The organism is Acaryochloris marina S15 (assembly GCF_018336915.1).
Taxonomy (GTDB): Bacteria; Cyanobacteriota; Cyanobacteriia; order Thermosynechococcales; family Thermosynechococcaceae; genus Acaryochloris; species Acaryochloris marina_A.
In genome coordinates, this window is sequence record NZ_CP064923.1 from 3149112 (window position 1) to 3165512 (window position 16401).

Below are 16401 nucleotides of genomic sequence, written 5' to 3' on the forward strand. Positions count from 1 at the left end.
GTGTAGGCATTGATCTATTCAGAATCCCCATTTAATTGGAAAATTATCTTATCCAGATTGGATTGATCATGCATACTGAATCCACCTCGCTCCCTCCCCCTAAAGATTCCCAGATGTGGAAACCGAAGCGGGCTTTTAGCATTTGGTCTGAACGACTTGTAAAATACATATTTGCTAGCTTTGCTTTAATTTCCGTTGCCACCACGGCAGGTATTGTTGGCACCCTAATTTTCGAGACCATAGAGTTTTTCAAAGAGATCCCCTTGATTCGGTTTTTAACCGACACTCAATGGACGCCCTTGTTTAGTGATCAATTCGGCATCTTTGTTTTAATCAGCGCCACCTTCATGACCTCGCTGATCGCATTGTTGGTCGCTTTGCCGATTGGCCTATTGGCTGCCATCTGCCTGAGTGAATATGCCTCACCCAAAATTCGGAAGTGGTTGAAACCAGCCTTGGAAATCTTGGCTGGCATCCCCACCGTGGTCTATGGCTATTTTGCTTTGCTATTCGTCACCCCATTGCTACAGAGTATCGTTCCAGGCTTAAAGATTTTCAACTCTCTTAGTGCTGGTTTGGTCATGGGATTCGCCATTATGCCTTTAGTGGCATCTCTTAGTGAAGATGCCATTTATGCGGTTCCTCAAAGCCTCCGGCAGGGATCCTATGCTCTGGGAACAACAAAACGAGAAACCGTCACAGGGGTAGTCTTACCCGCCGCTTTATCGGGAATCGTGGCGTCTTGTGTATTGGCTATCTCCCGAGCAGTGGGTGAAACCATGATCGTGACCGTAGCTGCAGGCGCTTCCCCGGTGCTGACGTTAGATCCTCGAGTGTCTGTTCAGACCATGACTTCTTTTATTGTCCAGGCGACCTTTGGTGATAATCCCGTCGGTACGATTGGCTATAAAACATTATTTGTCGTCGGCATGACGCTCTTTCTGATTACCTTTTGCCTAAACATGTTTAGCTTCTGGTTTGTTCGCCGTTTCCAGGAGAAATACGAATGACTTTGTCGAATCCCAGTAATTTATCCGATCTTCCAGGCAGTGGAAATGAGCAGTTTAAGCCTGCGTTGAAAACCCGCTATCGGTGGGATCGTATTTTTGAACTACTCACCTGGCTTGCCACCCTTATTAGTTTGGTGGTGTTGGTGACGTTGCTCTTCGATGTAATGAGTGATGGCCTCAGTAGTATTGACTTAGACTTTATAAAAAATCCACCGTCCCGTAAGGCCGAGCGTGCAGGACTATGGCCCGCTCTGATGGGTACTGTTTGGCTTCTGGGAATCACGGCAGCATTCGCATTCCCCATTGGGGTGGGGTCTGGCATCTTTTTAGAAGAGTTTGCACCTGATAATTGGTTTACTCGAGCGATTGAGATTAATGTTGGCAATTTAGCGGCAGTGCCCTCCATTGTGTATGGTCTTTTGGGGCTGACGGTTTTTGTGGACATTTTGCGACCCATTACCGGTGGCACTAGCGTATTAGCAGGAGGCCTGACCCTCGCTTTACTAATCTTGCCGATCATCATTGTGAGTACGCGAGAAGCCTTGCGAGCAGTCCCTAGCAGTTTGCGCCAGGGAGGATTTGCCCTGGGAGCAACCCGTTGGCAAGTGATTCGTGAGTTAGTTTTTGCTCAATCTCTTCCCGGTATCTTGACCGGAACCATTCTGGCCCTGTCCCGTGCCATCGGTGAAACGGCTCCTATCTTGGTGGTGGGTGCTGCAGGGTATATTGCTTTTGCACCGCCTCTATCTCTAGAAGGTTTGCAGTCTGACTTTACGGCACTACCTATCCAAGTTTATGTCTGGATTTCCCGTGCTCAGAAAAGCTTTGAGCCCATTGCAGCTGGGGGTATCCTAGTTTTGTTAGTAGTGTTACTGCTGATGAATACAACGGCTATTCTTCTGCGTAATAAGTTCCAGAATCAAAAACTATAGTTTTTCTCATTTTCCTGGTTGAAGATCGATATGTTATTTCCTTCCTTAATCCAGTAATAAGCTGTGTTCTTTAAGGTGAAATAAGAACACTAGATTTACGCTCACTGATAAGCTTGTGGATACTAAGCCATGACTAACCTTGCCGACTCACCTATGACCTCTGATTCCAGACCAGTCACTGAACAGCCCGCGCTAAAGATGGAAGGAGTTTCCGTTTATTACGGTTCTACCCCGGCTGTTCGTGAAGTTTTTCTAGATATTCCAGCTAATCAAATTACGGCTTTCATTGGGCCTTCTGGTTGTGGCAAAAGCACCGTTTTGCGCTGTTTTAATCGCACAAATGATTTGATCCCTAGTGCGAAGGTCAAGGGCAATGTCTTTTTCCGAGGCGTTAATCTCTATAGCAAGAAAGTCGACCCGGTTGAAGTCCGACGCCGGATTGGTATGGTATTTCAAAAGCCGAATCCCTTTCCTAAGTCTATCTACGAAAATATTGCCTTCGGCGCTCGCATCAATGGCTTTCAGGGCGATATGGATCAGTTGGTAGAACGCTCTTTGCGTAAGGCTGCCATTTGGGATGAGGTGAAGGATAAGCTCAAGCAGAGTGGGTTATCTCTGTCTGGAGGTCAGCAGCAGCGGTTATGTATTGCTCGTGCGATCGCAATCCAACCCGAAGTCATCCTTATGGACGAACCCTGCTCAGCCCTGGATCCCATTTCAACCCTGCGAATTGAAGAACTGATGCAGGAACTAAAAGAGCAGTACACCATTGTGATCGTCACTCACAACATGCAGCAGGCGTCTCGGGTTTCAGACAAGACCGCCTTTTTCAATGCGGAACCCACTGAGCAAGGCGGCAAGCTGGGGTATTTGGTGGAATTTAACGATACCGTCACCATCTTCACCAATCCCAAGCAAGACTACACCCGCGATTACGTCTCAGGTCGGTTTGGTTAGTGCAAGCATTCACAAGAAACAGAGGAAGCAGGGGGATCTAGCTTCCACTGTATTGTTTCAACTGACTGAGTACCTAGAGGATTTAGACCAGCGCTTCCAGTTGGGCTTCCGCAGCATTAATGGCACTTCGGCTGCCAAAAACCCTAATGCTATCCTCTCCGCTCAAATCAATATTTAAGCCGCCCGTAACTCGCGAGAAAGTAATGGATCCACCAGATCCCAGGTAATCATCGAAATTGAAGGAATCCTGTGCTTGGAAGTCCAGAATAACATCACGATCAGAGATGCCGTCTAGGAGATCACTTTCAAACCGATAAACATCAGCGCCTCGACCGCCTCGCATCAGATCATTGCCGGTCCCTCCATTGAGGTCATCAGCGCCTCGATTTCCCAGCAAGATATCTCTATCAGTGCCACCAACCAGCCTATCGGCCCCTCTGCCACCGATTAAGTCGTCATCCCCTTTGCCTCCCAGAAGCGTATCGGCTCCTCGGCGACCCATTAAGGTATCGTTGCCATCTCCACCATCTAAAATATTGGCCTTGCGATCTCCTGCTAATCGGTCATTGAAAGTGCTGCCCGTCAGATTCTCAATACCAACTAAGGTGTCCCCAACGGTTACACCGGGAGCCACATCGTATTGAGCATTACCCGCATTTAAATCAGCTCTGATTTCAAAGGGAATGTCACTAAAATCAGCCGTATCATTGCCACTACCACCATCGATTAGATCATTACCATTGCCGCCTCGGAGGGTATCGTCTCCTGCACCACCGAGGAGCTGGTCATCGCCATTGCCACCCGCAAGAAAATCATTCCCTGAGCCTGTGGTTAAGGTATCGTCGCCATTGCCACCTAGTGCCTGCAGATCAGTGGTTGCACCTGCACCATCTAGGACATCGTTACCGTCTCCCGCATTGAACACCACATTTTCTAGTCCAGTGCCAGAAAGGTCACCCACGGTGAACTGGTCGTCTCCGCTATCGCTATTCACTTCTAGGGTCTCAACGGTACTGATATCGAGGTCGAATTGGCCCAGATTGACCCGTTTAAACAAGACATCACTGGCTCCAGCGGCCACTTCAAATTCATCGCCTTGATCAGGGCTGCCATTGACTTCGACGGTATCTTGATCGGCACCGCCATCAATCCGATCAGATCCATCCCCATCATTCCAAATAATCCGATCGTTGCCATCACCCCCGAGTTTGGTGTCATCCCCTTTGTCACCGATCACGGTGTCATCACCAGCGCCTCCATCCAGGAAGTCGTTGCCGTCTCCCCCGCTAATAACATCGTTGCCATCGCCCCCTTGGACAATGTCATTACCACCAAAGGCGAGAATGGCATCGTTACCCCCAAAACCTCGGATAAACTCTCCTCCTGGAGTCCCAGTAAGGACATTGTCCTTGTCATCACCATCCTGAGTTTCGGCTGCTTGGGGTTCCCCGTAGATCAGGTCATCAATGACAACTACATCTACTCCATTAGCAGGATCATCATCTGCGCCAATGGGGGTATTGCCGCTAGTAATTTTAACTTTGTATAAATTGCCTTCTGCAAAGGTCGCTCCCAAGAAAGACAACCCTTGAGGATCTGGGTTAACAAACTCAGACTGCAAGAGATTGCCATCGATATCAAAGTACTCAATCTTAGTGCTGTCCGCTAAATCAACATCCGTAAAGACTGCTCCAAACCCACTAGACGTCGCTCGAACATCGGAACCGGGCACAAAAAATTCTACCTCTGTGACGTTGGACCCCGAAGGGGTAAACAGTCGAAATTCGCTAAAGGTATCGAACTGATCCGGGTAGGTGGAGTTGAGACTGTCAAATTCATCGTCGGGGGCACCTGGATCACTCGGATCTGGGTTGCTCACCCGGAACTCAGAACCCGCGTTGGTCAAAAATTCTGCACCCCGGGTAACGGTTTTGTTGAAAAAATCGGCAGGCATATCAAAAGGGACAATATTGGCATCCCAATTGATTTCCCGTCTGCCGTTGGCAACTGGGCCAAACGTATTGCCATTATTCGACCCACCTAATGCTGCCTGAAAATCGGCCACCACAGACGAAATATCGCCTGTTCCTTCAAATAAAGCCATAGTATTAATCTCCCTGTAACCATTACAAATTGAGTTTCGTCAGATTTCGCCCATTGAATTCCAGCTCCAGGTGCAAACACCTGCAAGCCTGAACCAACAGCGAATCTCAAATATTTGCGCTAATGGGAAATAGGGAACACCGAGTAAAAACTTGATGAAATCTGTTTGTCAGCTCTCATAGCTGAGCAAGAGCTAAGAAGTAAGGTTCTTCATTCCTATCTCTTGGCCACGCTAAAAAGCTGTGTCATGCATTCATGGTTAGGATAGAAATATCTTCCCCTTGAATTTAGTTTTATCTAGATAAAAATAATCTCAATTCTATTGATAGTTGAACCAATAGAATTGAAGATTTGAGTGAATCAAAGACTTGATATTTACTATCAAACGGTATGGCTGACTGATTTAAGCCCTGAGAATGCCTGACTTTGGCCTGACTTATCACTGAGTTTATTTGTAATTTCTCGCAGAATAAGCATCAATAGAAGTAAAAGGAGCAATCAAATATATGGAACCTGCCAACGCAAGCCATTGAGAGGGTTATCCTCAACCGTTAATAGATTTCAGTTTTATCGTTTTTCTAGAGTAAAAACTATGATTCTGAAGCCTAAATCTACACCCATCCCCTCCTTCTCTGAGAAAAAACTTCTTAGTCAACAGAAGCACTTGACTCCCAGCTGTCCAGATCCCGTTGAGACATACAACAGAAACATCCACCGAGAGGACCGAATTAGCCAATTTTTTTAGGATGATGCATGTCTAGATCTCTAAACATCCATAGCGATTGTATTGACCGTACTAAAGTAGCGCTGAAGCGGAGTGGCTTCCACAGTCAGCGTTCCTTAGCTGAGCATGTCGGCTTTAGCTTGTCTACCGTCAGTAACTTTTTAAGAGGGAAGCCTGTCGATTTTGCCACTTTTGTTGAACTCTGTGAACAGCTGAATTTAGATTGGCAAGCGGTGGCAGATCTAGGAGATCCAGTCCAGAAAAGTTTTTCACAGTACCCATCGTCTCCATCACAATCCCCAACCACTCGGGCAAGCTATCAAGATTGGGGAGAGGCCATAGATGTTTCCCGGTTTTATGGCCGGTCGGTAGATCTCAATAGGTTGTACACCTGGATTCAGACCGATCATTGTCGATTGGTCACCCTTCTGGGCATGGGAGGAGTAGGCAAAACGGCCCTAGCTGTAAAGGTAGCCCGGGAATTACAAGACCAGTATGATACGGTCATTTTTCGTAGCTTACGCAATGCTCCTGGGGTAGAGTCCTTGTTGGCTCAATTGATTCAAGTCCTCTCTCATCACCAGGAAACCAGAGTTTTTGAGTCTATTGCGGATTTGTTGTCGCGATTGGTACAGCATTTGCAGGAGAAACGCTGTTTGCTGATCTTAGACAATGCTGAGTCGATTTTAGAGGACTGCAATCGGGCTGGCGTCTATCGAGCTGGGTATGAAGGATATGGGCAATTATTCAAAATAGTCGGAGAAACCCACCACAAAAGCTGTCTACTCCTAACATCTAGAGAGAAACCCCAGGGCTTAAATGGATTAGAAGGAGACAAATTACCCGTTCGCTGCCACCAAATTCAAGGACTATCAACTCAAGCAGGCCGTGAAGTTTTTAGTGCTATTGGCACCTATAAGGGCGGCGATGAAGACTGGTCAATCTTAATTGAGCGCTATATCGGTAATCCTCTGGCCCTCAAAATTGTGGCAACCTTTATTCGGGATGTTTTTGACTCTAACCTCAGTCACTTTCTGAGGTTTCTCAAACAAGAACCTTTTATTTTTGATGACATTCAGGATTTACTAGGTCAGCAATTTCAACGTCTCAGTGCCCATGAGGCAGAGGTGTTATATTGGCTGGCCATCCATCGAGGACCCAGCTCCTATCAAAACATTCAGGCGGATATGCTGTCGCCGACTTCTATGGGAGAACTTTTACAAACGGTTGCAGCCCTCCAAAATCGATCCTTAATCGAGAAATCTGCCAATTATTTCACGTTGCAGCCCGTTGTCATGGAGTACATGACCGCCCAGCTGATCCAAGAGATCTCTACATCCATCCAACAGAACCGGATCAACTGGTTTGCACAATACCCATTAGTCAAAGCTCAAGCCCCCGTTTCCATTGTTGAAACCCAAAGATGCTTGATTCTGCAGCCCATCGTTGATCGCCTATTAACTGCATTTGGAACAGCAGAAACAATTATTGAACATTTATTTTCCTTAATGCCTCAGCTTCAGGAACAAGCTCACCTGGGAAAGGGGTATTTCTGTAGCAACCTTCTCCACCTGGCTAAAGCGATGAAGGTTGATATCAGTGGCCGAGACTTTTCAGAAATGACCATCCGACAGGCGGACTTGCAGGGAATGGTGCTCCACGGTACCCACTTCGTTAATGCTAACTTTCGGGATTCTAGCTTTTCAGAAATTCTCGATGAGGTGAAAGCCGTCGCCTTTAGTCCTGATGGTCGGTATCTTGCGATCGCAGATCAGGATTGCAAAGTCAGGGTCTGGTGTGCCCAAACCTATCAACAATTGTGGGTAGGCCATGAGCATCAAAACGCCGTCCTTTCCATCGCCTTTAGTCCCGACAGTCACACCTTAGCCAGTGCCAGCGCGGACCATACTCTTAAGCTCTGGAATGCAGAAGCTGGTAACTGTCTTTATACCTTCCACGGTCATGGCTCGGAAGTCTGTACAGTTGCATTTAGCCCAGATGGTCAACTTCTGGCCTCTGGCAGCAAGGACACCACCCTAAAAATTTGGGGCGTTGATGATTACGCGTGTCTGCAGACCCTAGCAGGTCATCAACAAGCCATCTTTACCATGGCCTTTAGTCCCGATAGTTCAATGATTGCCAGTGGGAGTTCCGATAAAACGATCAAGCTTTGGGAGGTTGAAGGCGGTACCTGTAAACAAACTCTTCGTGGGCACCAAAACTGGGTCATGTCTGTGGCATTTTGCCCCCAAACCCACCGTATCGCCAGCTGTAGTACAGACTGCACCATTAAGCTCTGGGAGCGTGGTAGGGATGAGCCGCTGCAGACCTTTAACGGTCACCACAACTGGGTAAACGCCCTTGCCTTTAGTCCAGACGGCAGTAAGTTGGTTAGCAGCAGCGGCGACCAAACTATCAAATTATGGAACGTTAAACAGGGGCGCTGTCTCCGCACCCTTACGGGGCATCACCACGGTGTTTTTACCATCGCCTTTCACCCCAATGGCCGCTTAGTGGTGAGTGGCAGCCTGGATCAAACTGTGCGGCTATGGGATATCGATAGCGGTAGCTGTTTGAAAGTGTTAACGGGGTATACCAACCGGATTTTTGCCGTTGCCTGCAGTCCTGATGGACAAACCATTGCTAGCGGAAGTTTTGATCAAAATATTCGTCTATGGGATCGGCAAGAGGGAACGATGTTGCAATCCCTAAAAGGGCATCATCAGCCCGTCTACTCCTTAGCCTTTAGTCCCCAGGGTGACATCCTCGCCAGTGGTAGCGGTGACTATTCCATTAAGCTTTGGCATTATCCCAGTGGCCGATGTATTAGTACCCTCACTGGCCATCGAGGTTGGGTTTATGGTTTAGCCTATAGCCCGGATGGCAACTGGTTAGCATCTGGGGCTAGCGACCATAATATTAAAATATGGAGCCTCAATACTGAAGCCTGCATCATGACTCTGACCGGCCATCAGACCTGGATTTGGTCCGTTGCTGTCAGCCCCGATAGTCAGTACATCGCTAGCGGCAGTGGAGACCGCACCATACGGCTATGGAATGTCCAAACCGGAGAAAGCATCCATACCTTATCGGGCCATAAAGATCGGGTGTTCTCAGTCGCCTTTAGTCCTGATGGCAAGTTAGTGGTGAGTGGAAGCTTTGACCACACCATTAAAATCTGGGATGTGCAAACAGGGCAATGTCTGCAAACCTTAACGGGGCACACCAATGGCATTTATACCGTTGCCTTTAGTCCTGATGGTAAAACGTTGGCCAGTGGCAGCCTAGACCAAACAATTAAGCTTTGGGATTTGGCGACGGGGAACTGTATAGGAACCTTTGAAGGTCATGAGAATGAAGTAAGATCCTTAGCCTTTCTGCCCTCTTTATCGAATACAGAGCTCCCTCAAATTGCTAGTGGCTCCCAGGATCAGACCTTGAGAATCTGGCAGATGCAGTCCAGGGAATGCCAAAAAATCCTCAGGGTAAAACCGCTTTATGATGGGATGAATATTGCTGGGACGACGGGATTGACGAAGGCCCAGAAAGCCTCCTTAAAAGCTTTGGGAGCCTGTGAGCATTTTATGGCTAATACACTTCAGTAAATTCCCATGAGAAAAAGGTGATTTAACGGATCAGTAGAAAATTTAACTATTTTTCTACAAAAACTCCTAGAAGTTTTGCTGCATTTAGGTTTGAAAGTCCTATCACCCCTTAACAAAACAGGGCCAAAATCCCAACTAGAGGAGAGATTGTAGTCCTAAAAAGAAAAGCAATGGCCTTCGTTTTATCAAAAGCCATCGCCATCAGTCAACGCCAACACAACTTGGAGAACCTCAACCTAACGCCACATCTCACGCCAAGCACCTCCAACATCGAAACCATTGCCTACGGGCTTAATTTTCAAAGAACTGTAGTTGAAATGGTTACAGACTGGCCCAAAAACACTGCCACAAATATCACTGGCTCCTGCCCCTTTTTGCAACCGAGTTCCTAAATGACTATAGGTTGATTGTCCCCATTGGCCATTGCCAAACCAAGTCGTGAAGTAGCGCTTGGGAGCATAAGTTCCTTTCGGGCCAGCCTTCAAGACACATCGCAGTCCTCTGCCCTGGCGACCCTTCGGTAGCGAAACTAAATCTGCAACCCGATATTGATCAAAAAACTTACCGCAGGTGCGAGCCCGACGTAAGGGTTGATATTGGGTCGTTCGCACCTGTACCCATTCTTCATTCCAGGCTCCCGTTACACGGATCCGGCGGGGAGAGATCATCCGGACCCGTAAGTTTCCGGGGAAGTTATTCTTAAAATATTCGCCATTGCCATAGATATCTGACGCATAGCCCCGCATGAGGCGACGATTACCAAATGCATGGCCGACGTGACGATAGGATTTGCCATTCCAATTGCCTTCGCCATACCAAGCAATCTTGGGAAATCGTCGAGATCCTCTTCTCACGGTAGTGACCTTAACACAACGGATACCCTGGCCTTTCTGCTGATTTAAAGACCGGACCACAAAGGTTTTCAGATGACGTCCGCAGGAAAATTTTTTCGTCGTGAGTGGACGTTGGCTTAAGGTTCGCTGGGGAATTGTTTGCGCATTGATGGCTGGAGCCATAGATAGGGCCAAGACCCCACCTAGAGCAAGCGACTTCAGTTGATTCATATTTTGCTGAACAGACATGACCTGACTCCTGTAGATAGTGATAAGGAAAAGCTCCTTACACTCGTCTATAGGTTGGAGTCCGGTCAGTTATGCAGGGGTTACAGCAAAAGATCTAGTGTTCAATACATTCCAATGGGATAAATTAGATAGCAGGTAAAGGTTCAGGCTTTTCTTGGCCCACGCCAAATCCCAACGCTCCACTTGAATAAGTAGAGCCAAAATTCTGAACTAGCTGGTTGACTTGACTCAAGGCTGAGCGAAAGTCACGATCTTGCAGTGAAGACAAGGGATGAAGAAAGGTAGCGAAGACAATTCCATTGCTGACTGCATACCGACCATCCAAAGCCGTATGGAAATTAGCAAGCAACATATTGTCCCGTTGTTCTGGAGTGATCTCTGCTGCCTTTTTGATGGGAGCCAGAATTCGCATTCGATCATGCTGTGCGCTTGTCAGTATAAGCATGGTTCGCCCGTCATACTTAAAGGTGATCTGCCCTGGCTCAACTTGAACATCAGATGCCTCATTCCGCAGAATCGTTTCCAGCTGTTCAATCGTTGTAGATCCTGCCTTGGGACTTTCGGATTGGGTGAATTTGGGGATGAGCTGGGCCTGAACTGCGTTTAGCTTTGCCTGGGGCAAGACAGTTGTCTGAGCTCTGGCCCAAGTCAAGGAGGCGATCGCTCCCACAAACAGAACTAATAAAGACATTTTTTTCATCGCAGCACCCTGACCAGATAACTCATTTAGCATAAGCATCTAAAGTGAGAATTCCCTGAATCCAGCCTAAACGCCACGAAGTTCAAGCCTAACGGGTGGGGCTTAGTATTTGGATCGTTAGCTGCCAACTATCGTTTCTATCGCCCTATACCTTAACCCCCACTCACGGGGGGAATCAATACCACTTCATCGCCAGACTGTAATGGCGTATCTCCAGAGACAAAATCTAGATTGACACCAAAATGGGTCACAGACTGTAAGGATGCCAACTCTGGATATTGGTCCCAAAAATATTGACCGACTTGAACCACGGTTGAACCTTCAGGAAATTCCAGTTCCAGCTCAGGGGAACCAATCACTTCCTGGTAAGCCGCAAACAGCTTGACCGTTACTTTAATGCTAGGAGCAGACATCCTTACGCGTGCATTCCACATTCTGTACGGGCCTTTCCTCGCCAGCGCCCGGCCCGCTCTTCTTCGCCAGCCTTTGTCATCGTGGTTAAGGGCTGATCGCCAATACTGGCATATCCCTGATCATAAAGGGGGTTATACAACACCTGATTGTTGATCAGATAGTTCCACACACCTTTATAAGACCAGTTAGCTAAGGGATTAACTTTTAATCGTCCTGCCTGATCGCATTCAAAAATAGGCATCTTCCCTCTCGTAGAGGACTGATCTCGTCGTCGTCCGGTTATCCAAGTGACGGCCTGAAGCTGTTCCAAGCCTCGCTGCAAAGGTTCAACTTTGGTCAATTGATGAAACTGTTCTAAATCCGTTTCCCAGAGCTGCTCACCATATTGTTGGGAAAAGTCAGTTCGAGACGTGACACCTTGGGGGTGAAAAATTTGCAAATCCAACCCGTAATGAGCCTGAGCATCGTTTGCCAGTTTTAATGTCTCAGGAAAATGATGCAGGGTATCCAAGAATAAGACGGGGATAGACGGATTGGGATTGAGGTCTTTGTAAAGCAAGTCCATAATCACCATGCCACTCGCCCCAAACGCTGTGCTCTGGATCAGTCCATCAGATAGATTCTCTAAGCACCAAGTCAAAATACTTTTGGGATGGACTTCATCAAACTGTTGATTCAGCTGATCTATATCAACAGTCTGCTGCTTGGGGGCCTCGATGCATGGATCCATAGTGCCAATGCCAACCTATTTCAAATTCGGTACGAACATTCTAACTGCTTATTCTCCGAATCTCCACCGGATAACCGTAGTATGAAGTTCGGTCTTTTTGAGTTGGACACAGCTTAGGGGGTGGTCAACGGACAACGATGTAACCCATTTGACAGTTTTCCAGGCCAGGGCGTGTGTGGTTTCACACCTACCCTAGGGCATCACTAGATTCGAGAGGCTATATTCCTATGCAACCTCAGACTTTTAGCCCTAAACGACTTGTCTCAATCTCGCTTAAAGTACCTCTCTTTCTCCCAAGCCCAGACCCGCTTCACTAAAAGCGAAAATACCACTGACTATGCTGAACTTCAGAGGTTTCGCCATAACTACTGACGGATACCGACCGTAGTTTACTCAGGAGAGTTTGAGCATTACTTTCTAGCTTGGAAATAACCGGTAGATTCTTTTTCAGAATTGGCTTCATCACGGGCCAATCCAAATATAAGAACCCTTGATTGGGCTGATCGAAAGGTGAGATCGCATCTTGAAACGACCGCTGGTTGATCAAGGCATCACTGCCTGCATCCAAGGCCAACCCTAGAGCTTCCGGCGAGCTTGCCAAGATCTTTTGGTTATCAATATTGGCGTAGGCCCCAGTGACTTCCGTCTTAAAGGTCAGGTTGCTACCGCGTGTACTATCGATTTCCTGAGAGACCAATCGAGTCCAGGCATAAACCTTCCGGCCTGCCAGTTCAAAGGGACTGGTTCCGAGATCCTGTTCGGTTGCTAATTCATTGAGATGATTAGAGAGTTGCGTAGATTTATCGCTGTTGGTCTGCTCATAGGCAAATAACCAATCAGCTTCAGTATTTGCTTGGGCTGACAAGACGGGAGACAAGGAATCCGGCAACAGTGCCCAGGCATAATCTCCATCCACCCAGGGGAAAATTTTGCTGGTGAGATTTAGCCCTCGGGTTTTCCCCCAAGTGCCCAGGCTTTGATTGACCCAAGATTTGAGATTGGGATATCCCTGTAAATCCTGGTTAATTTGAGACCATAAGGTGCCTAAATTCGATCCAGATACGACAAATGGACTATTGCCTGGAAAATAACTGAGGGCCGCCATCGGCTCTTGCGGGGTTGTCTTAATAGCTGGCAGGTCTCGATCCCCATTGGCAATCAAAGCTGTCTCTGCTAACAGGCCTTGACGAGATTCACCAAAGGCAATCCCCAAGCTGCGATAGGTGGGGGAAGTGGTAGCCGCTTGACCGGAAATGGCCGGAATCAGCTTTTCTAAATCCAGATAGGCGATACCGGACTGTTGTTTTTGCGTCAGGTTTGCGATCGCAGTTTTGTACTCTGCTCGTTTCGCCAATTGAGTCCCTTGTTTTTTGGACGTATCTACCGCCTGTTCCAACACTTGGCGCTGATTGGCAATTAAGACAAAGTGATCATCTAATTTGGCAGTGGTCAAATATCGTACGGGTTTCAGAAGACCTGGCAAGGAAGCGGACGTAGCCAAATTGGGTGACACATCAGCAGAGATCAGATCGACCCCAGCATACCGCTCGAAATTAATGGTTTGGCCATCTGTAGCCTGCTGCTGCCAAATACGCTCCAAAAAAGCATCTGCATCCCGATTATTTCGGGTTTTGACCGCTAATAGATATCCGGGTTGCTCCTTATCCAAATTCGTTAAGGCAAAGGTAATTTCGTCGCTCACCCAAGGGCGAATATCTTTTTGGTAATCTATGCCCCCACTTGCCAACAAAGCCGCAGGTAAATCAGTCAGTTGAGAAGACGCTCCGACCGATCCATTCCCCGCCATCTTCAATGGGCTATTGCCCGTTAAGGAAACCATTAAAGCAGTCGTGTCTGGAATAAAATGGGCCGATTCAGGCCCTAGCGCTGGCTCGGGCAACGGAGGAGCCAATTCAGGTTCAGCCTCAAGCGCCCAGACGGGTCCTCCCCAGAGCAGCAGGGCAAGAACACTGGCTAATAACTGAAGACAAACAGAACGAAGTTTTACCATAGAGTGCGAAAGTCAGGCTCGTAAAGACCAGAGATTGCAATGGGGCCAAGAAAACCTACAGAAGCTTTTTGACCGTATCAGCCCCATTATTTCAGCAAACTGTACCTGAACAAGTTAAGCAATCTAAAATCTACCAGACTCGCCATCCATCTTCCATAAGCCCCTCTGGCCTCACTCTATCCAAGGGCCATAAAGACTTACTGCTCTATCCAACCCTTCATGACTGAAAGTGCCATCTCACTATCTCAGATCTTTATCCAGCAGAGCGCTGAAACAGCGTATCTAAATAGACCCGAGCTGCACGACGATCGCCTTCGCCATTTTGCAACAAGAATAAAGATAGGGCTGCCGCAAAAACTCGATCCTGGTCCCAATCAGGATGAGACTCTAAGTATCCTTTGAGAGTTTGGTGCAACTCCTCAGGAATTTCAGCAAGAATGCTAATAGTTGCGTTCATAGTTATCAATCTTGGCAATACAGTTCGATTCAATCGTCATTTGCGTGCACGAACCCTGCCCCCCCAATACTGAGAGCACTCAAATAACTTAGGCCGACTCATTTTGCGCTATGTGGGGGTGGGGTTGTCAATGGTTAAGCGTCAAATGAATTCTTAAGAAAAAAAGCAACTGCTAACGCAAAATCAATAGTTTTAAGCATTTTTATTTACATATATTCATATTTTCCTGGGGAAATCTCATCTGAGCCCCAAAATCCCCAGAAATTTCTCAAGCGCTTTTAGTCTCATCAATACCCTGTGGAAAACATTGGGAGATCTGTGGAAAACCGTGGAAAAACTTGTGGAAAGCTTGGGGATAACCTGGGGAAAGATAATTATTTGAGAAAATTATATTTATCGGCCATCAAGTCACCATTTGATTATTTTTCAGGACGACAGCTCGTTACAGAAGTACTTGGGCAACACTAGAATCTTTTAAACAAGCTAAATAAGAAATAATGTTTGTTCCTAGAAAAATCATTGAGTAGGGATGGGATAATAAATTTCAGTCTCAGTCCCTATAAAATCTGCTCATTCTCCAACCATTGATTGATGGGATTGATCTGGATATTGTTATGAACCCTCTTAAAAATCCCAAGCAAAATAGAGATCTAGTCCTCCCAGGCATGATCGCAGTCGGGTTAGTTTGGTCGGTCGGTCTTCTAGGCTTCGGCATTTGGCAAAACCTCCAAACCTCTCAACAGAAGGGAGAACAGCCCCAATCTTCCACTTTAGAATCCGTCTCAGACGATTCAACCTTTACTCAGGTTAATCCCGTCCCTTCAGGGCGATTTAGGTATAGCGGCAGCCCTGACTGGTCATCCATCCGACTCGTAGTCGACTCTGCCATCCAATCGGAACGGCGAGAATATCAACTCAGCTATGTACAGCCCAGTGATCAACCCGCTAATTCTGTCACTGCCATAGCACTACTGCTCCAAGACAAATTGGATTTTGTCCAATCCGACCGCCCCCTCCGGCCAGATGAAATAAAGCAGGCCCAAGAGAATGGAATAGAGCTGAAACAAGTCCCTGTAGCAACGGACGGCATCGCCATTGCCACCCATCCCAGCCTCTCGATCCCAGGTCTCACCCTCCAAGAACTGGCGGACATCTACCAGGGGAAAATTACCAACTGGCAGCAAGTGGGTGGACCCAACTTAGACATTCAGCCCTTGTCCCTTTCTGTCGGCTCTGTGGGAAGCGTAGACCTATTTCTCAGCAAAGTCATGCAGGGCCAGTCTTTTAGCAAGACCATAGACTACTCCCCCAACATGACCGCTGCCTTGAGAAAGTTGGCTGAAAGTCCTGGCGGTATCCTCTTTGGTTCATCCGCAGAGATCATTCCCCAATGCTCAGTCAAACCGTTACCCCTTGGCAAGGAACCCCAGCAATGGATTGCGCCTTATCAATCTCCCTACGTCTTATCTCAAGACTGCCCTAACCAACGCAATCGAATTAATAGCACCGCATTTCTGAGTCAGGAGTATCCCCTCACCCATCCGCTATACGTCATCTATCCCCACAACAGTTCTCCAGCTGGAGAAGCTTATACACAACTGTTGCTCAGTAACCAAGGCCAGGAATTGCTGGTCAAAGCTGGATTCGTCCAGCTTTCTCCCAGCTCGCAACCGTAG

General features: G+C 47.4%; 12 protein-coding genes. 5 read left to right on the forward strand and 7 right to left on the reverse strand.

Features of this window, described 5'->3' with window-relative positions; translation table 11 throughout:
• Positions 1-113 precede the first annotated feature (113 nt).
• From pstC to pstB, 3 genes are all read left to right on the forward strand, one after another.
• Entirely contained in the window at positions 114-1010 is an 897-nt protein-coding gene (gene pstC / locus I1H34_RS14680) for a phosphate ABC transporter permease subunit PstC (RefSeq protein ID WP_212666279.1), read from the forward strand.
• Entirely contained in the window at positions 1007-1942 is a 936-nt protein-coding gene (pstA, locus tag I1H34_RS14685) for a phosphate ABC transporter permease PstA (protein ID WP_212661803.1), read from the forward strand. The genes pstC and pstA overlap by 4 nt, the downstream gene beginning before the upstream one ends.
• Before the next feature lie 153 nt (positions 1943-2095).
• On the forward strand, positions 2096-2899 hold the full coding sequence (pstB, locus tag I1H34_RS14690) for a phosphate ABC transporter ATP-binding protein PstB (RefSeq protein WP_212666280.1): 804 nt from the start codon (positions 2096-2098) through the stop codon (positions 2897-2899).
• 82 nt (positions 2900-2981) lie between these two features.
• On the opposite strand, the gene I1H34_RS14695 is transcribed toward pstB, so the two are convergent.
• Positions 2982-5003: a calcium-binding protein gene (locus I1H34_RS14695; protein WP_212661804.1), complete on the reverse strand. Its 2022-nt coding sequence runs from the start codon at positions 5001-5003 to the stop codon at positions 2982-2984.
• A gap of 752 nt (positions 5004-5755) precedes the next feature.
• Between I1H34_RS14695 and I1H34_RS14700 the strand changes: the two genes are divergently transcribed.
• Entirely contained in the window at positions 5756-9331 is a 3576-nt protein-coding gene (locus tag I1H34_RS14700; protein ID WP_212661805.1) for an eIF2A-related protein, read from the forward strand.
• Between the two features lie 236 nt (positions 9332-9567).
• On the opposite strand, the gene I1H34_RS14705 is transcribed toward I1H34_RS14700, so the two are convergent.
• The 6 genes from I1H34_RS14705 to I1H34_RS14730 all read right to left on the reverse strand — a co-directional run bounded on the left by I1H34_RS14705 (position 9568) and on the right by I1H34_RS14730 (position 14725).
• Positions 9568-10413, reverse strand: coding sequence for a hypothetical protein (locus I1H34_RS14705; protein WP_212661806.1), 846 nt, complete (start codon positions 10411-10413; stop codon positions 9568-9570).
• 124 nt (positions 10414-10537) lie between these two features.
• Entirely contained in the window at positions 10538-11113 is a 576-nt protein-coding gene (locus I1H34_RS14710) for a hypothetical protein (RefSeq protein WP_235108743.1), read from the reverse strand.
• 152 nt (positions 11114-11265) lie between these two features.
• Positions 11266-11526 (reverse strand): MoaD/ThiS family protein, encoded by a 261-nt coding sequence (locus tag I1H34_RS14715; protein WP_212661808.1) that lies wholly within the window; start codon positions 11524-11526, stop codon positions 11266-11268.
• A gap of 2 nt (positions 11527-11528) precedes the next feature.
• A complete protein-coding gene (gene cysH / locus I1H34_RS14720) occupies positions 11529-12257 on the reverse strand; it encodes a phosphoadenosine phosphosulfate reductase (protein WP_212661809.1) in 729 nt (242 codons plus the stop codon).
• 313 nt (positions 12258-12570) lie between these two features.
• Positions 12571-14268, reverse strand: a complete 1698-nt coding sequence (locus tag I1H34_RS14725; RefSeq protein ID WP_212661810.1) for a DUF3352 domain-containing protein — start codon at positions 14266-14268, stop codon at positions 12571-12573.
• A gap of 253 nt (positions 14269-14521) precedes the next feature.
• On the reverse strand, positions 14522-14725 hold the full coding sequence (locus I1H34_RS14730; protein WP_212661811.1) for a DUF2811 domain-containing protein: 204 nt from the start codon (positions 14723-14725) through the stop codon (positions 14522-14524).
• Positions 14726-15339: 614 nt separating this feature from the next.
• Between I1H34_RS14730 and I1H34_RS14735 the strand changes: the two genes are divergently transcribed.
• Positions 15340-16401: a PstS family phosphate ABC transporter substrate-binding protein gene (locus tag I1H34_RS14735; protein WP_212661812.1), complete on the forward strand. Its 1062-nt coding sequence runs from the start codon at positions 15340-15342 to the stop codon at positions 16399-16401.

Excerpts from the sequence above, each read along its gene's own strand:
- pstC (WP_212666279.1), top strand. The coding sequence starts at position 114 with ATGTGGAAACCGAAGCGGGCTTTTAGCATTTGGTCTGAACGACTTGTA.
- pstA (WP_212661803.1), top strand. The coding sequence starts at position 1,007 with ATGACTTTGTCGAATCCCAGTAATTTATCCGATCTTCCAGGCAGTGGA.
- pstB (WP_212666280.1), top strand. The coding sequence starts at position 2,096 with ATGACCTCTGATTCCAGACCAGTCACTGAACAGCCCGCGCTAAAGATG.
- I1H34_RS14695 (WP_212661804.1), bottom strand. The coding sequence starts at position 5,003 with ATGGCTTTATTTGAAGGAACAGGCGATATTTCGTCTGTGGTGGCCGAT.
- I1H34_RS14700 (WP_212661805.1), top strand. The coding sequence starts at position 5,756 with ATGTCTAGATCTCTAAACATCCATAGCGATTGTATTGACCGTACTAAA.
- I1H34_RS14705 (WP_212661806.1), bottom strand. The coding sequence starts at position 10,413 with ATGTCTGTTCAGCAAAATATGAATCAACTGAAGTCGCTTGCTCTAGGT.
- I1H34_RS14710 (WP_235108743.1), bottom strand. The coding sequence starts at position 11,113 with ATGAAAAAAATGTCTTTATTAGTTCTGTTTGTGGGAGCGATCGCCTCC.
- I1H34_RS14715 (WP_212661808.1), bottom strand. The coding sequence starts at position 11,526 with ATGTCTGCTCCTAGCATTAAAGTAACGGTCAAGCTGTTTGCGGCTTAC.
- cysH (WP_212661809.1), bottom strand. The coding sequence starts at position 12,257 with ATGGATCCATGCATCGAGGCCCCCAAGCAGCAGACTGTTGATATAGAT.
- I1H34_RS14725 (WP_212661810.1), bottom strand. The coding sequence starts at position 14,268 with ATGGTAAAACTTCGTTCTGTTTGTCTTCAGTTATTAGCCAGTGTTCTT.
- I1H34_RS14730 (WP_212661811.1), bottom strand. The coding sequence starts at position 14,725 with ATGAACGCAACTATTAGCATTCTTGCTGAAATTCCTGAGGAGTTGCAC.
- I1H34_RS14735 (WP_212661812.1), top strand. The coding sequence starts at position 15,340 with ATGAACCCTCTTAAAAATCCCAAGCAAAATAGAGATCTAGTCCTCCCA.